The 16,764-nt window shown below is 47.1% G+C and carries 11 protein-coding genes and 1 other annotated feature; of the genes, 10 read left to right on the forward strand and 1 reads right to left on the reverse strand.

Features of this window, described 5'->3' with window-relative positions; genetic code table 11:
- Nucleotides 1-17 precede the first annotated feature (17 nt).
- The 9 genes from hemL (at nt 18) to MKY63_RS16575 (ending at nt 14,075) form a co-directional block, all read left to right on the forward strand.
- The gene (gene hemL, locus MKY63_RS16535) at nt 18-1,304 is read left to right on the forward strand and encodes a glutamate-1-semialdehyde 2,1-aminomutase (protein WP_339813547.1); all 1,287 of its coding nucleotides are present in this window, start codon (nt 18-20) and stop codon (nt 1,302-1,304) included.
- A complete protein-coding gene (locus MKY63_RS16540; protein ID WP_235219515.1) occupies nt 1,301-2,236 on the forward strand; it encodes an RluA family pseudouridine synthase in 936 nt (311 codons plus the stop codon). Before hemL ends, MKY63_RS16540 begins: the two co-directional genes overlap by 4 nt.
- 332 nt (nt 2,237-2,568) lie before the next feature.
- Nucleotides 2,569-3,939 (forward strand): LysM peptidoglycan-binding domain-containing protein, encoded by a 1,371-nt coding sequence (locus MKY63_RS16545; protein ID WP_036685134.1) that lies wholly within the window; start codon nt 2,569-2,571, stop codon nt 3,937-3,939.
- Nucleotides 3,940-4,133: 194 nt separating this feature from the next.
- Nucleotides 4,134-4,417, forward strand: a binding site (T-box leader).
- A gap of 103 nt (nt 4,418-4,520) precedes the next feature.
- Complete coding sequence (locus tag MKY63_RS16550) at nt 4,521-7,220, forward strand: valine--tRNA ligase (protein ID WP_051491372.1); 2,700 nt, start codon at nt 4,521-4,523, stop codon at nt 7,218-7,220.
- Nucleotides 7,221-7,225: 5 nt separating this feature from the next.
- The gene (locus tag MKY63_RS16555; protein ID WP_036685135.1) at nt 7,226-8,602 is read left to right on the forward strand and encodes a folylpolyglutamate synthase/dihydrofolate synthase family protein; all 1,377 of its coding nucleotides are present in this window, start codon (nt 7,226-7,228) and stop codon (nt 8,600-8,602) included.
- A gap of 6 nt (nt 8,603-8,608) precedes the next feature.
- Nucleotides 8,609-9,985, forward strand: coding sequence for a UDP-N-acetylmuramate--L-alanine ligase (gene murC / locus MKY63_RS16560; RefSeq protein ID WP_036685137.1), 1,377 nt, complete (start codon nt 8,609-8,611; stop codon nt 9,983-9,985).
- Between the two features lie 207 nt (nt 9,986-10,192).
- Nucleotides 10,193-11,359, forward strand: a complete 1,167-nt coding sequence (locus tag MKY63_RS16565) for a GGDEF domain-containing protein (protein WP_036685138.1) — start codon at nt 10,193-10,195, stop codon at nt 11,357-11,359.
- A 33-nt stretch (nt 11,360-11,392) separates the two neighbouring features.
- Nucleotides 11,393-12,550 (forward strand): GGDEF domain-containing protein, encoded by a 1,158-nt coding sequence (locus tag MKY63_RS16570; RefSeq protein WP_036685140.1) that lies wholly within the window; start codon nt 11,393-11,395, stop codon nt 12,548-12,550.
- 337 nt (nt 12,551-12,887) lie between these two features.
- Nucleotides 12,888-14,075, forward strand: a complete 1,188-nt coding sequence (locus tag MKY63_RS16575) for a glycosyltransferase (RefSeq protein ID WP_036685141.1) — start codon at nt 12,888-12,890, stop codon at nt 14,073-14,075.
- 92 nt (nt 14,076-14,167) lie between these two features.
- On the opposite strand, the gene MKY63_RS16580 is transcribed toward MKY63_RS16575, so the two are convergent.
- Nucleotides 14,168-15,154 carry a diaminopimelate dehydrogenase gene (locus tag MKY63_RS16580; protein WP_036685143.1) on the reverse strand — a complete coding sequence of 329 codons (987 nt, stop codon included), beginning with the start codon at nt 15,152-15,154 and terminating at the stop codon, nt 14,168-14,170.
- A 216-nt stretch (nt 15,155-15,370) separates the two neighbouring features.
- Here MKY63_RS16580 and MKY63_RS16585 point away from each other — a divergent pair, with 216 nt between their 5' ends.
- Nucleotides 15,371-16,609: an SPOR domain-containing protein gene (locus MKY63_RS16585; RefSeq protein WP_339809358.1), complete on the forward strand. Its 1,239-nt coding sequence runs from the start codon at nt 15,371-15,373 to the stop codon at nt 16,607-16,609.
- Nucleotides 16,610-16,764: the final 155 nt, after the last annotated feature.

Below are 16,764 nucleotides of genomic sequence, written 5' to 3' on the forward strand. Positions count from 1 at the left end.
ACATGAGTAATGTGCCAATGGCGCGTAAAGAGGAAGCGTCCCGGAAGGCTTTTGATGAAGCAAAACAATATATTCCCGGCGGGGTGAACAGCCCTGTACGGGCGTTTAAATCCGTAGGTCTGACTCCGATTTATGTGGATCATGGGATCGGTTCGCGTATTTTTGATATCGACGGCAACAGCTTTATCGACTATGTGCTCTCATGGGGACCACTGATTATGGGTCATGCGCATCCTGAGGTTGTGAAGGCATTGCAGGAGACGGCGGTAAAAGGGACAAGCTTTGGCGCCCCAACTCTACTCGAAACGGAAATGGCAAAAACCGTTGTTGAACGTGTGGCATCTGTAGATATCGTGCGCATGGTTAACTCCGGAACGGAAGCTACGATGAGCGCGATTCGTTTGGCACGTGGTTACACTGGACGCAGCAAGATCTTGAAGTTCGAAGGCTCCTACCACGGTCACGCGGATAGTTTGCTTATTAAGGCTGGCTCTGGTGTAGCTACATTGGGATTGCCGGATAGCCCGGGTGTCCCAGAAGGCGTTGCAATGAATACTATTACGGTTCCTTACAATGATTTGGAGTCCACTCAGATTGCTTTCGAACGTTTTGGCAATGAGATTGCGGCAGTGATCGTAGAGCCGATTGCCGGCAACATGGGCGTTGTTCCACCGCTTCCAGGCTTCCTGGAAGGGCTGCGTAAATTAACTTCTGACAATGGTTCGCTGCTTATTTTTGATGAGGTTATGACAGGCTTCCGTGTTAATCGCGGCTGTGCTCAAGGCTTGTTCGGGATTACTCCGGATATTACTTGTTTTGGCAAAGTTATCGGCGGCGGACTTCCAGTGGGTGCTTATGGCGGCATAAGAGAGATCATGGAGCAAATCGCTCCTACTGGACCGATTTATCAGGCGGGCACACTTAGTGGTAATCCATTAGCGATGGCAGCCGGATATACTACGCTCAAGCTGTTGACACCGGAAGTATATGACCGACTGGAACAGTTGGGTGCACGTCTGGAAGCGGGTTTGAGAAAGAATTCAATCGAGACTGGCATTCCGCTCACGATCAACCGGGTAGGATCAATGGTTTGCCCATTCTTCACTGAAGGACCTGTAATCAATTTTGAAACGGCTAAGACGAGTGACACGGATCTTTTCCGTCGTTATTTTGGTCATATGGTGAGCCAAGGCATCAGTGTGCCACCTTCACAGTTTGAGGGGATGTTCGTATCGGCTGCACATAGTGAGCAGGATATTGATGATACCATTGAGGGCCATTATAATGCCCTGAAGGCCCTTTGAGCATCGGAGCCGGAGAAACAACCGGTGGTGGCGCTTGGACTCGGCGTGGAGAATGGCTGGAGGTAACACCCGGCAAAATCATTACTGGAGCTGAGGATACGCAGGCGACGATTGATAAGTGGCTGCTAGAAACTGTGGGCATGCCCGAGAAACTTCATCTGCGGTTACGCCGCGAGGGAGGCATTCAGTGGAAAGGTGACCGGCTTCGGCTGGCACTTTTTCCCGATCGTGAAGCGGGGATTGAACCGATATGGGAAGAGCTTAAGGTGCTGTACGAGGATGATTTTTGCCTGGTAGCTCATAAACCAGCTGGGATGGCGGTTCATCCAGATGGCAGTGGAACAGGTGTAACTCTGGATCACCTCGTAGCTGCGCATTATATCACTTCCGGCGAGAGTGTGGCTGTGCGCCATATTCACCGCTTGGACAAAGATACAACGGGTCCGGTGATGTATGCGAAAAATGAGTTCGCACAGTTAGTTCTGGACGAGAATATGCGTGAAAAAAGCATCTCACGGCACTACGCCGCGATCGTCGAAGGCACAGTGCCGCCTGTACTTAAGGTGATCGATGCCCCGATTGGGCGCGATCGGCATCACGCTGCGCGCAGACGCGTCTCGCCCGGCGGACAATCTGCCGTGACGCGAATCATCGAGCGCGAGGCACTGCATGGCGGAAGCCTGGTGCATGTGCAGCTGGAGACCGGGCGGACGCATCAGATTCGCGTCCATCTCAGCCATATGGGTCATCCCTTGTATGGGGATGAACTATATGGCGGCCCGGTTTGGGCTTCCAGCGCTGCCGGCCGCCATGCCCTGCATGGTGAGTCGTTGTCCTTCCGCCATCCTTGGAGCGGAGAACAGCTGGAAGTCAGCGATCCGTGGCCGGAGGATATGCTGCAGCTGCGAGAGCTGCTGTCTGAAGCACCCTGACGGATACGTAAGCAACTAAAGAACAGTAGAATCAGCAAAAGCTGGTTCTGCTGTTCTTTTTCTATTTTTTTCAGAAAAAAAACATCTATCCATGTCTTATTAATAAAAGCAGCATATAATACTTTGTTCTTACGAAGTAGTGCATCTATCAGCAGGCTGAAGGTTTGATGAGCTCTTAAATTCATGAAATTTATTAGCATCCTGTCCGGTTAGTACTACCAAAGTTGTCATGCCTCTCTGTTTGAAGCATATACATGTGGGGAGTAACATTTTGGGCTTATGCTCTGGGCCTGTCTCAGGGTTAGATTATGCCAAGAAGGAGGACATATCCCGTGTTTGATCAGTCCCACGGCTTGCGGTTTGATATTTACGAACGCATTCACCTTTCGGAAGAGCTTCCGGGAATAGCTGAGCTGGAGGAGGTTGAACTACTTCCGGAAATTCAGGTGATTCAGCGGGAGGATCGGGCCGAGTTATATGGTCAGCTGTTGCTTACCGGGCTTTACCGGAGTGAAGATGACCGAACACAACGTCTGGAGCATGCCATTCCCGTCGAAATCACTGTTCCGCTTACACGCGTCAGCTCGATTGAAGATATTGGGGTGGAGATCGAGAATTTTGATATTGATCTGCTCACGATGCGCACTGTGAATATAACAGGCGTACTATCGCTGCGGGGGATCGGTAGTACGGATCCTCAACCTCAACCGGCCTGGCAGCAAGAGGAGTATACAGTCGCCTATTCTCCTGTTAATGATGACAGGGTGATAGAAGCAACTGCTGAGCACCAAGAACACGAAAATGATACCCTTTATGAAAATTCACAGTGGACCTTTGGTGAAGATGCATCACAGGTTGCTGTAGAAGAACATGAACAGGCCGATGCGGCTGAGGACGCACAGGAGTTACTAGTCTCAAGCGGAGCGGCTCATACGTCCCCTGTAGTCAATTTCTCATCCGCTCAGGAGAAGGACAAGGGCGCAAAAGCCCGGACACATAGTCTAGAGTCACAAGCAGAGGATGCCAAAGCGGGTTTATCCGATTACTGGTTTAAAGCCGAGCCACAGATCAAGGAAGCTGAAGTGTCCCAGCTGAATCAAGCAAGTTATGTGAGCGAAGAGAAGCAGCAGCCGGAAGAGGAATATTCTTTTGCTTCTAGAGAGACCGTTGTTCCAACGGCTAGTGCAGAAGCGAATCAAGATATACCTGTATTTGCTTCTGAGAGTGAGGCTAATCATGAGCTTCATGAACAGGATGAGAATGCTGAACCCATCCATGAGAATGTGAACGAAGTTTTTGTTTCACAAGAGAGTGTGGCTTCTCATGAGGAGAAACAAGATCTTAAGATCGCCTTGGGCAGTAAAAAAGAAGCAGAGGTTCCGGAAAAAGAACATCTCACCTTCTCCTCTTTACTAAGCTCCAGTCGTGTCCGTAAAGAGCAGGAAGCTCTGCAGTCGGAAGGAAACACATCTGCAGCAGTGGACGTTCCAGAGGTTGGTAATAATACGGAATGGAAGAGCAGATTCATTGCCAGCGCGGACGGAGCTAACATGTTCCGCAAAGTTCGGCTGTGTATTGTACAGCGTGAAGAAACACTGGATACCATTGCAGAGAAGTATCAGCTAAGTGCGCGGGAGCTGGTGATGTATAATCGCTTGTCCGGGCAGAGTGTAGAGGAAGGCCAAGTGTTGTACATCCCATAATCGAATCGTGATGCGTACACAAATGAATAGGTGAATCCCGATCAGGTATTAGGGTCGGGATTTTTGCTGTTTCATTGTTGGAATGAATGCTTCAGAAGAAATAAGTCGAAATTCAGCCTAAAGTCCCGCTGCAAAGGCGTATCCAGGTTGACTAGGGGGGGCTCAAAATGTATTATGGAGTAAGCAATATCTAAGTAAAGACTGGGAACGGGAAGAGTAGGCGGTCAGCCCTTCAGAGAGCGGAATTGCAAGTGCTGTGACATTCCGTAGGAAACAGCCCCCGAAGTCGCCCCGGAGTCGCCCTTCTGAGCTTATCTTCATATCTATGAAGGATAAGTTAGGTTGTGGCCGGTAGCAGCCGTTATCTGTACGAGTGTCGCGCTAAGCTTCTGAATCCGTTGGGTAAGAAGTGTAGTTTTATTTTTCATTGGCGCGAAACAAAGGTGGTACCGCGAAAGAATGACCTTTCGTCCTTTGAGACGAGGGGTCTTTTTGTTTTTTTCAGAGACCTGTGCGCTCTATACAGCAACTTTATTAACAACTATAAGCAACTACAAGTAAACTAGTGGAGGTATCAGAGAATGGCTGACCAAAACCATCTAACAGCGGCAGATGCTGCCGCTACGAATGAATCTAAAAACGAGATGCCAACAACGTATGATCCGAAGGCAGCAGAACAGAAATGGTATTCCTACTGGACAGAGGGCGGATATTTCCGTGCAGGCCAGCGTCCGGATGCTCAAGCCTATAGCATTGTGATCCCGCCGCCAAACGTAACAGGAATGCTGCACATCGGGCATGCGCTCGATTTCACATTACAGGATATCCTGATTCGTACCAAACGGATGCAGGGCTTCGATACGCTTTGGTTGCCAGGTACGGACCACGCAGGTATTGCAACACAAACGAAGGTAGAGCAGAAGCTGCGCGAGCAGGGGATTTCTAGACATGACCTCGGACGTGAGAAGTTCCTGGAGCAGGTGTGGGATTGGAAAGACAAATACGCAAACACCATTCATGAGCAGTGGGCTAAAATGGGACTTTCCCTTGACTACTCCCGCGAGCGTTTTACCCTCGATGAGGGTTTGTCGAAGGGAGTTCGCGAGGTATTTGTTAAGCTTTATAATAAAGGCTTGATCTACCGCGGTAAACGTATCATCAACTGGGACCCGGCGGCTCGTACGGCGTTGTCGGATATCGAGGTTGAATATAAGGAAGTTAACGGTCATCTGTACCATCTGCGTTACCCACTTAAAGATGGCAGCGGACATATCACTGTAGCGACCACACGTCCGGAGACGATGTTGGGTGATACGGCAGTTGCTGTTCATCCTGAGGATGATCGTTATAAAGATCTGATTGGCAAAACGCTGATCCTGCCGATTATCGGCCGGGAGATTCCAATTATCGCTGACGAGTATGTAGATAAAGAGTTTGGCAGCGGTGCAGTTAAGATCACGCCAGCTCATGATCCAAATGACTTCGAGGTAGGTCAACGTCATAATCTGCCGCAGATCAACGTAATGGATGAGAGCGGCACAATGAACGAAGAAGCAGGACCTTACCAAGGTCAAGACCGGAGTGAATGCCGTAAGGCCATCACGGCGGATCTGAAGGAGCAAGGCGTTCTGATCTCTATTGAAGATCATGTGCATCAAGTTGGACACAGTGAACGTTCAGGAGCGGTTGTTGAGCCGTACCTGTCCACACAATGGTTCGTGAAGATGCAGCCGCTCGCCGAAGCTGCCATCAATGCACAGAAGGATGGTAATGGGGTTAACTTTGTACCTGAACGGTTCGAAAGAACCTACCTGAACTGGATTGAAAACGTACGCGACTGGTGTATTTCCCGTCAGCTTTGGTGGGGACATCGTATTCCGGCTTGGTATTCTGAATCTACCGGTGAGCTGGTTGTGGCGAATGATGAGGAAGAAGCGCGCCGGATCAGCGGCCTAACCGACTTGAAACAGGACGAGGATGTTCTGGATACTTGGTTTAGCTCCAACCTCTGGCCGTTTGCAACCCTAGGCTGGCCGAATGAAGACAGCGCAGATTTCAAACGTTACTATCCGAACGATGTGCTCGTAACGGGCTACGATATTATTTATTTCTGGGTAGCGCGGATGATCTTCTCGGCACTGGAATTCACGGGAGAGAAACCATTCTCCGACGTATTGATGCATGGTTTGGTACGGGATGCTGAAGGACAAAAAATGTCCAAATCACTCGGCAACGGCGTAGATCCGCTTGAGGTTATCGAGAAGTACGGGGCAGATGCTATGCGTTATATGATTTCTACCGGCAGCACAGCGGGTCAGGATTTACGATTCCGTTGGGAAAAGGTAGAGCAGGCGCGTAATTTCGCTAATAAGATCTGGAATGCGTCACGCTTCGCCCTTATGAATCTTGAAGGAGTTAGCTTCGAGAATATTGACATTACTGGTGAGCTAAGTACGGCTGACCGTTGGATTTTGCACCGCCTGAACGAAACTTCTCGTGAAATTACGCGTCTAATTGACTCGTACGAGTTCGGCGAGACCGGCCGCCAGCTGTACAACTTCATTTGGGACGATTTGTGTGACTGGTATATTGAGTTCGCGAAGCTGTCGCTTTACGGAACGGATGCCGCAGCCAAAGCGAAGACACAGTCCGTACTTGCTTATGTACTCGACCGCACGATGCGCTTGATTCATCCGTTTATGCCGTTTATTTCGGAGGAAATCTGGCAGCATCTGCCGCATGAAGGAGAGACAATTACTCTGGCTGCATGGCCTGAGTATGATGCTGCTCTGGAGAACCCGCAAGCGGTAGCGGAAATGAACCTGCTGATGGATGTAATCCGGGCAGTTCGTAATATCCGTGCTGAAGTGAACGTACCGATGAGCAAGAAGGTTGAATTGATTATTAAAGCGAGCAATGAAGAAACGCTGAGCATCATTACTCGTAACGACAACTACATTGGACGTTTCTGCAATACCTCTTCTTTCGAAGCTGGTCTGAATCCGGAAACGCCAGACAAGGTAATGTCCGCTGTAGTAACGGGAGCGGAACTGCTTCTGCCTTTGTCGGGGCTGATTGATATTGAACAAGAAATCGCTCGTCTGGAAAAAGAAGTGCAGACGCTGAACAGCGAAGTAGAACGCGTAGAGAAAAAGTTGAGCAATCAGGGCTTCGTAGCCAAAGCTCCCGCAAAAGTTATCGAAGAGGAGCAGGCGAAGCAGGCGGATTACTCCGCCAAACGTGAGAAAGTACTTGCCCGCATAGCAGAGCTGAGAGGATAAGAGACATGGATGACCTAAATCGGGGCGGGAGCACCGCCCCTCTTGCGACATATACCGAAGCGGTTAACTGGATCAAGGGCCTGATTCCGTTTGGAATCCGGCCAGGTTTAGACAGAATTGAGATGTTGATGGACAAGCTGGGAAACCCGCACCGTCGGCTGAAATTTATTCATGTGGCGGGTACGAACGGCAAAGGCTCTACCTGTGCCTTTTTGACAAGCGCACTTTTGCAAAGCGGCTATTCCGTCGGCACCTTCACGTCTCCGTATATTACGAAGTTCACGAACAGGTTCCAATATAATAATACGGACATTCCTGAAGAAACTCTTCTTGAGCTAGTGAATACCCTTCGTCCTTTGGTAGATGAGATTGCAGAAACGGAATTTGGCTCACCAACGATGTTTGAGGTAACTACAGCTGTGGCTATTCTATTTTTTGCGGGTGTTTCTTGTCCGGATGTTGTCGTATGGGAGACTGGGCTTGGGGGAAGGCTGGATGTAACGAACATCGTTACTCCGATCGTGTCGGTGATTACAAATGTTGGCCATGACCATATGGATATTTTGGGAGATACGCTTGAGAAGGTTGCAATGGAGAAAGCCGGAATTATCAAACCCGGTGTACCCGTTGTTAGCTGCGTAAATCAACCGGAAGTCGTGGCTGTACTCAAGGAGAAAGCGGCGGCTTGCCGCTCTACTCTTTATCTTGCCGGAGAAGATTTTAGCTATGAAGCTACTGGAATCCATGCGGATGTGCAGACTTTTAACTTTAAGGGTCCCTTCCGTTCGCTTGAACTTGGGATTGTGATGAAAGGCGAACACCAGATTAGCAATGCGGCGGGAGCCATGATGGTTCTTGAAGTTTTGCGCCAGTATATGGCGTTCATGCTAGAGGATGAAGATGTTCTGGAAGGATTGCGTCATGCATTTTGGGCTGGAAGGCTGGAAGAGGTAAGTAAATCTCCGAGGATCGTACTGGATGGAGCACATAATCCGGAAGGCGCGGAGAGCCTTGCCAAAAGCCTGCCACAGCTCTATAAATACGGTAAATTAAATTTACTTATGGGAATGATGGCAAATAAGCATCATGAATCCTACTTTAAGCATATACTGCCTATAGTGGATACGCTCATCCTGACCGAACCGGATTTCCAGAACAAAATGGACGCGGAGCATCTGCAGGTTATCGCAGAAAGTCTGCGGGATAAATATGCCAAGGAAAACTTGGTAATCATAGTAGAACATAATTGGGGAAAAGCGCTGCAACAACTGAAGTCGATTACAGCGGAGGATGACCTTGCCGTCGTATCTGGTACGCTGTATTTGATTTCTGACGTGCGCGGTACACTTTTGCAGCAACCCGATACTGAAAAAGGCTGGTGACGACTGTTGGATACTACTGAACGTGTGCATTTTATAGGGATCGGCGGCTACGGTATGAGCGCGATTGCCCGAGTAATGCTAGAAATGGGATATACGGTTACGGGCTCCGATGTGGCTGCCCAAGAATTGACGGATAAATTGATTGCTAAAGGTGCCAAGATTTATATTGGGCATACAGCAGAACAAGTAAAAGGTGCGGATCTGGTCGTGTACTCTACGGCTTTGTCCAGCGATAATGTGGAATGGGTGGAAGCAGAGCGTCTTAAGATTCCAATTCTGCACCGCTCACAAATGCTGGCTCGTTTATTGAACGAACGTAAAGGGGTAGCCGTTGCCGGAGCGCATGGTAAAACAACTACCTCCTCCATGATCGCGCTTGTAATGGAAGAGTGTGAAGTTGATCCTACGTATATTATCGGCGGAGAGATTATGAATGTCGGTACGAATGCAAAGGCAGGACAAGGCGATTATGTAGTGGCGGAAGCGGATGAGAGCGATGGCTCTTTCTTGCACTATCATCCTTGGCTTGGAATTGTCACGAATGTGGAAGCAGATCACTTGGAAAATTACGGCGGAGATTTTAACCGTCTCAAGGCTGCTTACGTACAGTTTATGAACCAGACACGTGAAGACGGCACTGCGATTGTGTGTGCAGATGACGAGAACGTGATTTCTTTATTGCCTGAAGTGTCAGGTAAGGTGATTACTTACGGCATCAAGTCGAAGACAGCAGATTATATTGCAACAGACATCGTTCTTGGCGACCGTCAGGTTTCGTATACGATGAACCATAATGGCGTAGTATTGGGACAAATTGAACTGTCCGTGCCAGGTCAGTACAATCTGTATAACTCAATGGCTGCGGTTATCGCTTGTTTGAAATCAGGAATCTCTTTTGAGAAAATCGCTGAAGCGATTGTGAAATTCCATGGTGCGAAGCGCCGTTTTCAAGTACTCGGAGAAGTCGATGATATTCTGGTCATCGATGATTATGCGCATCACCCAACTGAAATTCAGGCGACAATCAGTGCTGCTAAGGCAACGGGGAAACGGATTATTGCCGTATTCCAGCCTCAGCGGTATACACGTACGTTCTTCCTGCTAGATGCCTTCAGCCGCGCCTTTAGCGAAGCAGATGAGGTGATCATCACCGACATCTACTCTCCCGCAGGTGAGAAGCAGATTGAGGGGGTTACTTCTGCGAAGCTGGTTGAGCTTATTGTGCAGAACAGTAACGCCGGTGCAAGACATCTGCCAACCAAAGAAGATGTGCTTGCTGATCTGAAACCTCGTATTGCCCCAGGTGACCTGGTGATTACGATGGGCGCAGGCGATATCTGGAAGGTTGGATACGCATTGGCGGACGGCTTGAAGAAGCGTTAATACAAACACAGGCCTACACGAGAATATTCATATTCTCTTGACCATAGCACTTCCCCCGAGCTCCGTGCAGGGGGAAGTGCTTTTTTGTATACTTAAGCGGTGTAGTACATTCTAAAAAATGAAATAAATAGGGTATTTGCTGAACCGGCCATTGAGTGCTATAGTGCTGTCAGTAGAGGATCAATTTTTCCGTGTAGGTGGTGACTCATGGACTCCCAGCTTGATATCAAAACGTTAGTGTATTTATTTATTTTTGGAAACCTATTTATATTGGTACTGATAACCAATTACCGGAGGAGCGCTCCTAAAGACAGGGCATCCACCTTATTCATACGCTCTAAGGCGGTGCAGCTGCTCTTCTGGTGTTCATTATTATTATGGGGCCATATTCCCCGTGCTTTATCCATTCCACTTAGCAACGCTTTGATTCTTCTAGGCTGCTGTCTGGAGATTATTGCTTTACTGCTGATGATGGGCATCCTTGGGCAGCGGATAAAGTTGTATTACATAACGCTTTCCATACTTAGTTCGATTACTTTTAGTATTGTTGCCGTCTTCTTTCATCATTCCAGCTGGCGCATAGCCTGCACCTCACTATGGTCGATACTTTTTATTGTCTATCCAGCTTACCACCTCACGGTGAACCCCAAAGGCACCCCTCTTCAGAAGATACTCGGAATATTATTTTACGCTTTTGCAGGGATTATGCTGCTCCGCGCGATTGTTGCACTGATCTGGGAGCCAGAGATGAACGTGTTCACAACTAATCTTTCGCAGTATTTATATTACCTGGGGATGTATTTATTATTGATTGTGGGAGCCGCAGGCTTTATTCTACTTTCTAACGAGCATTCCTTTGTAAAACTAAAACGAATCGCTAGCTACGATGATCTGACTGGAATCCTTAACCGTGGAGCATTTCTTCAGGAAGCTGAGGTACGGCTTGAGAAGGCAGTTGCTGAGCAGGAGTACTTTTCGTTTATGCTGCTGGATTTGGATCACTTCAAAGAAATCAATGATACATACGGCCATGATACCGGTGATGTTGTTCTGGAAGAATTCGCATTGACGATTAAGGACAACCTCGAAAACAGCGATTTATTCGGCAGGCTTGGCGGCGAGGAATTTGCAGTTATACTTTGCGGGCTTGATGAAGCTAGCTGTGACCGGAAAGCTGAAGCGTTACGAGAGGCAGTAATGAAGACGTCCACACAAAAACTCTCACAAGGATATACAGTTAGTATAGGTGTAATTACGATCATGCCGGATCAGGAGATCTGGATAAATAAGCTGTACAAGCTGAGCGATAAAGCGTTATACCAAGCCAAACAAGAAGGAAGAAACCGAGTGGTCAGATACAATTATATTTATTGAGCTTAGAGAATACAGGGGGTGAAATTCACTAACATGCATCTGGATCTCAAGACACTGCTGGTCTGCCTCTTTATGTGGCAATCATTCACGGTATTGCTTATTGTTGTCTATCGTTTGCGTTACGCGCAGGAACGGACTTCAACCTTGTTTGTCACGGCAAAATATTTGCAGCTGGCAGCTTTAATTCTCCTTTTGCTGAACGATTTCACAGACTCGCGACTTCCCATTCCAATCAGTATGCTGCTTGCTTTAGCTGGAGGTACGCTGGAAAGCTTAGCGCTTCTGATGCTTCTCAGGGTTTTTGGGAGCTGGGTTGAACGATATTATACGATCCTGTTCGGAGTGTCCATTGTCGTTGTAGTCCTACTGCATTTAATTATGCCAGATGAGCGGTTCGTTATGGCTGCAACTTGTCTATTTGGGATTATGATCATAGCTTTACCTGCTTACATATTAGCTGTGAAGATTAGAGAGACCTCTCTCCAGCAAACCATGGGATTGTTGTACGGTGTTGTAATTTTAACGCTGGTTGGCAAGGGACTTGAACCGTTTTATTCGATGTTAGGACTGAATGCACTGACCTCTCACTGGCTGCAGATATTTTTTTATCTGGGGATTTATTTGCTTATGTTTTTAGGAACTGCGGGAATCATGCTGCTATATAGAGAGGATTCCTTTACAGAATTGGAGCGGGTGGCCACTTATGATGTGCTGACAGGTATTTTGAATCGCAGATCCTTTGTTCAGCGTGTCCGACCTTTAATAGCTGCCTCAGCGATGAAGAAGCTGCCATATTCTTTTTTACTGCTGGATGTTGATCACTTTAAACGTATAAACGATACCTACGGCCACAATACCGGCGACCACGTTCTGAAGGATCTGGCTCATAAAATAAAACAGCAGCTTGGCAATGGCGATCTGTTCGGAAGATTCGGCGGTGAGGAGTTCACTGTGCTGCTGCATAGAGCCGATGAACAAAACAGTGATATGATTGCAGAGCGGATGCGCACAGCGGTTACAGGGGCGATCATTCATGGTGTACCTCTGCCTTACACAATAAGTATTGGAGTCATCACGGTGGATTCAGGTGAACGATACTCATTGAGCACTCTTTACAAACTTAGTGACATTGCATTGTATCAGGCTAAGAAAAAGGGCCGGAACTGTGTAGTTAGAAGCTACGACAACTAAAGTGTCTTCCTTTCGACATTATACGAGGGAGACGCTTTTTTTGTATGCAAAGAGGATTAGTACATAATACCTAACGATTACAACTTCTATTAATAGAGCAATTCATGATTATGTATGTCGTGAAAAAAGGGGGGTTAGTCTGTTTTTTAGAAAAAGCGGCGGTTTATAAGGGGAAATTGTAATAGAATTCTGAGGAACCAGAAAAAAACTTAAAAAAATTTAGACTTCCCCTATAAATCGACAAAACTTTTAAGTGAAATGAGTTACTATTGAACTGCATCTAAAGTTTCAGTTGGTAGATGGGGGTTTTTATTACAAAATACAAGGAGCCAGAGTCATGCGAGAAAGAATGCTGTTCCTATCAGCCCAGAATCAAAGCGCAGAGGATCTAGAAGGAGAAATGAGAACAGGGAGTATTCTCGAGATTTTGCTTGGAAAATTTGATATAGATTTGCTGACGTACGGAAGTGCCAACCAAACCGTGTCTATAAATGAGCGGACGGCACTTACGGTTCATAACATTAACGAAGATTATACGACCTGGAGGCCAATGTTGCGCCCCTTACATAAACTGCGGAATTTCTCAAATTTAAGTCATATAGATAAAGATATGAAAAACACTATTTTGGAGCTTTGCCGTTCCAATAATTATAAGCATGTATTTATATCGCATGTCCTACTGGGAAAATGTATTGATATGGTGAGGAACTTGCTTCCAGAAGCCAGTGTGATCACAGATACCTATAGTTTTGCAAACGGAAGCGGAGGATCTTCCGGAGAGACAGGGAAGTTAAGCAGGAAGAATCCTTATAATAAACTCAATGCTGCATGGGATCGTAGGAATAAACGGCGATTAATGAATAAAACGGGTCTGCTTTTAGCAACCTCGGAATGGGATGCACTAGCGTTCAAATCTCTATCATTTGCAGATGCCCGTAAGGTTCATGTTGTCCCCCATTTCATCAAGATGAATGAGTATGAGACTTTTGCAGAGCCTGTGACTAAAGAAAATTCAATTGTGCTGCACTGGAATATGAATATGAGACTGGGAATAGATGCAGCCCGAGTATTCTTTAAAAAAACCTATCCCATGATTAAGGAGCAAGTGCCAGATATCAAAAGTTATATTATCAGCTCAGAGGTTCACCCGGAGGTCATGACTTTGATTAAGGAAGATGAATCGGTCATAGTCACTGGACCAGTAAATTCCTCTACTGAATACATACGACGGTCTAAAGCTGTTCTGGTGCCTATCCTTGAAGGCTGCGAAGTTTCTAGAAATATACTGGAATCCTGGGCGCTTAAAACGCCGGTGGTTACTAGCTCTATCATGTGTGAGAAGCTGAATTGTGAGCATAACCGAAATATTTTGCTGGCTAATACCTCGGTTGAGGTTGTTGGAAGTGTATTGAATTTACTGAAAAATCCTGAGCTTGGCGCTATTATTGCGGATCGTGCGCATGAGACTTTATTAAAGAATTATGAAATGAATCATGTTAAGAGTAAGATTCTTAGTCTTGTATAGAAGGTTGTCTGACAAGATGCTTGCTGCTCTGGACAACAAATAACCCGCGAGGACCATTAAAAGTCCTACGCGGGTTATTTGTTGACAGGATTTTAGAGCAAGTTGCGGCGCAGTTCTTCTGGTGATTTCGGAGACAACGTTCCAAGTGGAATATCGAATACAGTACGCGCTCCGCTTTGACCTTCTTGACTCATACGCTGAGCAGCTCTGGCATAAGCCACAAGCACACTAGCCGTAAATTCAGGATTGCTCTCCAGCTTCAGGCCGAATTCAACGATTTGTTTCGTGCCTTCTCCTGTTACACCACTGCGAATAACAAACCCGCCGTGCGGAATACCGCTATGCTGAGCTGCTAGTTCTTCTTCAGTGATGAAAGTAACCGTAGTATCATAATCTGCAAAATAGTTCGGCATATTCACGATTTCTTCGCGAATGCGCTCTTGATCTGCACCTGCCTCAGCTACTACAAAACACTCTCTAAGATGTTTTTCACGAGTAGTAAGTTCTGGTGTTTCACCCGCACGGATAGCCTCGATAACCTCTTGTACTGGAACCGTATATTGTACGCCGCCTTTAACGCCTTCTACTCTGCGAATGGCATCGGAGTGACCTTGGCTGACGCCTTTACCCCAGAAAGTATATTCTTTACCTTGTGGAAGAATAGCTTCAGCTAGCAGACGGTTCATGGAGAACAGGCCTGGATCCCAGCCCGTAGAAATTACGCTGAGTGTTCCGCCTTGTTTAGCTGCGGCATCAACGGTCGCAAAGAACTCAGGGATTTTGGCATGAGTGTCAAAGCTGTCCACGGTATTAAACATCCGGGCAATAGCTGGTGTCTGTTCTGGCAGGTCGGTAGCCGATCCTCCGCACAGAATCATAACATCCACTTTTCCCTTATATTGTTCGACGGCAGAGATATGCTCGAATTTCACACCGGTTTCACCGGCTTCCAGTTGTCCAGGCTCTCTGCGCGTAAAGATCGCAACCAGCTCGATATCTTCACTTTGGTTAATAGCCTTACGTACACCTTTTCCTAAATTACCGTAGCCCACAATTGCTGCTTGAATTTTTTGTTTCAGAAAAAGCCCTCCTAAACTGTAATGAACTAAAATCCTATTTCTAGCTTAACTAGTATAGTGCACACTTTTAGCTCTTTTTATATAGTATATAAAAGTTACATGTAATGTAAACTGAATCCGTATAACTTTCATTATTCATTTGGCTATAAAAATAGCATATCTCTCTATTGTCTATCATATATTTCCATATAGATTAGATGAGGTGAGGTGTTACTGTTGAATAACGGAAGAATGACATTCCGATTTGACGTGAATAAGGACGAGTCTAAGCCAAAACCGCAGGTAGTGGAGCGCTGGTCCAGTGGCGGACTGGGCACAGCTGAAGAATATACAGAGGAGTTGCGCAAGGAGGTCGGTCCAGCACAGCAGCATACTTGGGTGCATGAACCTGATTTACGCTCTACGCGTGAGGCACCACCGGAGGATGCTTACGACTACTACTCAGGAACTGTAGATCCACGCCAGCAAGAATGGGACGAACAGGATAGAGATTTCAGAAATACGCAGCAATCGTATCTGCTTTCAGATTTGGTACTGGATGACAGAGATAAATCAGCAGAGGTTTACACGGGAGGTTATGGGGGCTCATACCATACTCGTCGCCCATCGTATTGGTGGAAATTATCCCTGTCTGTGGTGGGGGCGATCGGCACGGGTCTACTATTAGGATATGCGGCACTTTCCTTTTTTTATGGAGGAAACATGGACAGTAGTTCAGGAACCGGGATAACAGATACGTTGGCTACTTCAGGGCAGACTTCCGGAGCTAATGATCCAGCAGGTGTAGGAACCTCGGGATTGCCGGTTACGGGCACAGCTGATACCGGCAAAAACACTATTCCTGTTCAAGTGGCTGCGCAAAGCTACTACCTGCTGCAGTATGGCGTATTCAGTACGCCGGCAGGCGCGGAACAAGCTAGACAAGAGCTGTTGGACGCTGGCTTGGCTGCGGGCTTGGACCCTGCTGACGGAAATCGTGTATATGCCGGAATGTCCTCTGACCGTGAACAAGCTAAGCTGCTCAGCAGTGGTCTGAAGAATCAAGGGATTGAGCTTTATGTAAGAGAGGTGGAGCTTCCCGGAGTGGAACGATTAGGATTTGCCGGAAATGCGGAGGCTGTGAATAGTTATTTTGCGGTGAGCGGACAGCTGCTCAGTGAACTAAGCAGTCAATCCGCTTCTTTACTCAGTGGCGGACAAACGGATGCGGCAGCTAATACCTCAGCTGTGAGTGATCTTCATCTCCAATGGAGTGAAGCTGTTAAAGCTCTGGAGCAAGGCATAACGCCTGAAGCCAAAAGCATTTGCGCAGCGCTAGAGAAATCTATGAGCCAAGGAATTTCAGCACTGAGTGAATATAACAAGAACAAGGCGCAAGCCCTGCTTTGGGAAGTGCAGGAATCCATGCTGAGCTTCTTGACCAGTCAAAAACAGCTGCTGTCTGCTATGAATTGAATGCTTGGATTGCGGATTCAAAATAACAGCAAGTCTCCGGGGAATTGGGGGCTTGTTGTTTTTTTCGGAGAGGGGTATCGTTCCGCAACTTTTAGGGCAAAAGGTGGTAAACATTACCGTAGGGGATTTTACGTTTGTATTGATCACCGTTTCAC

Origin of the sequence: Paenibacillus sp. FSL R7-0189 (assembly GCF_037969925.1) — a bacterium.
Classification (GTDB): Bacteria; Bacillota; Bacilli; order Paenibacillales; family Paenibacillaceae; genus Paenibacillus_AQ; species Paenibacillus_AQ odorifer.

Bases quoted from the DNA above. Each gene is read 5' to 3' on its own strand.
- hemL (WP_339813547.1), top strand. From the start codon at position 18: ATGGCGCGTAAAGAGGAAGCGTCCCGGAAGGCTTTTGATGAAGCAAAA.
- MKY63_RS16555 (WP_036685135.1), top strand. From the start codon at position 7,226: ATGGATGACCTAAATCGGGGCGGGAGCACCGCCCCTCTTGCGACATAT.
- MKY63_RS16550 (WP_051491372.1), top strand. From the start codon at position 4,521: ATGGCTGACCAAAACCATCTAACAGCGGCAGATGCTGCCGCTACGAAT.
- MKY63_RS16570 (WP_036685140.1), top strand. From the start codon at position 11,393: ATGCATCTGGATCTCAAGACACTGCTGGTCTGCCTCTTTATGTGGCAA.
- MKY63_RS16565 (WP_036685138.1), top strand. From the start codon at position 10,193: ATGGACTCCCAGCTTGATATCAAAACGTTAGTGTATTTATTTATTTTT.
- MKY63_RS16575 (WP_036685141.1), top strand. From the start codon at position 12,888: ATGCGAGAAAGAATGCTGTTCCTATCAGCCCAGAATCAAAGCGCAGAG.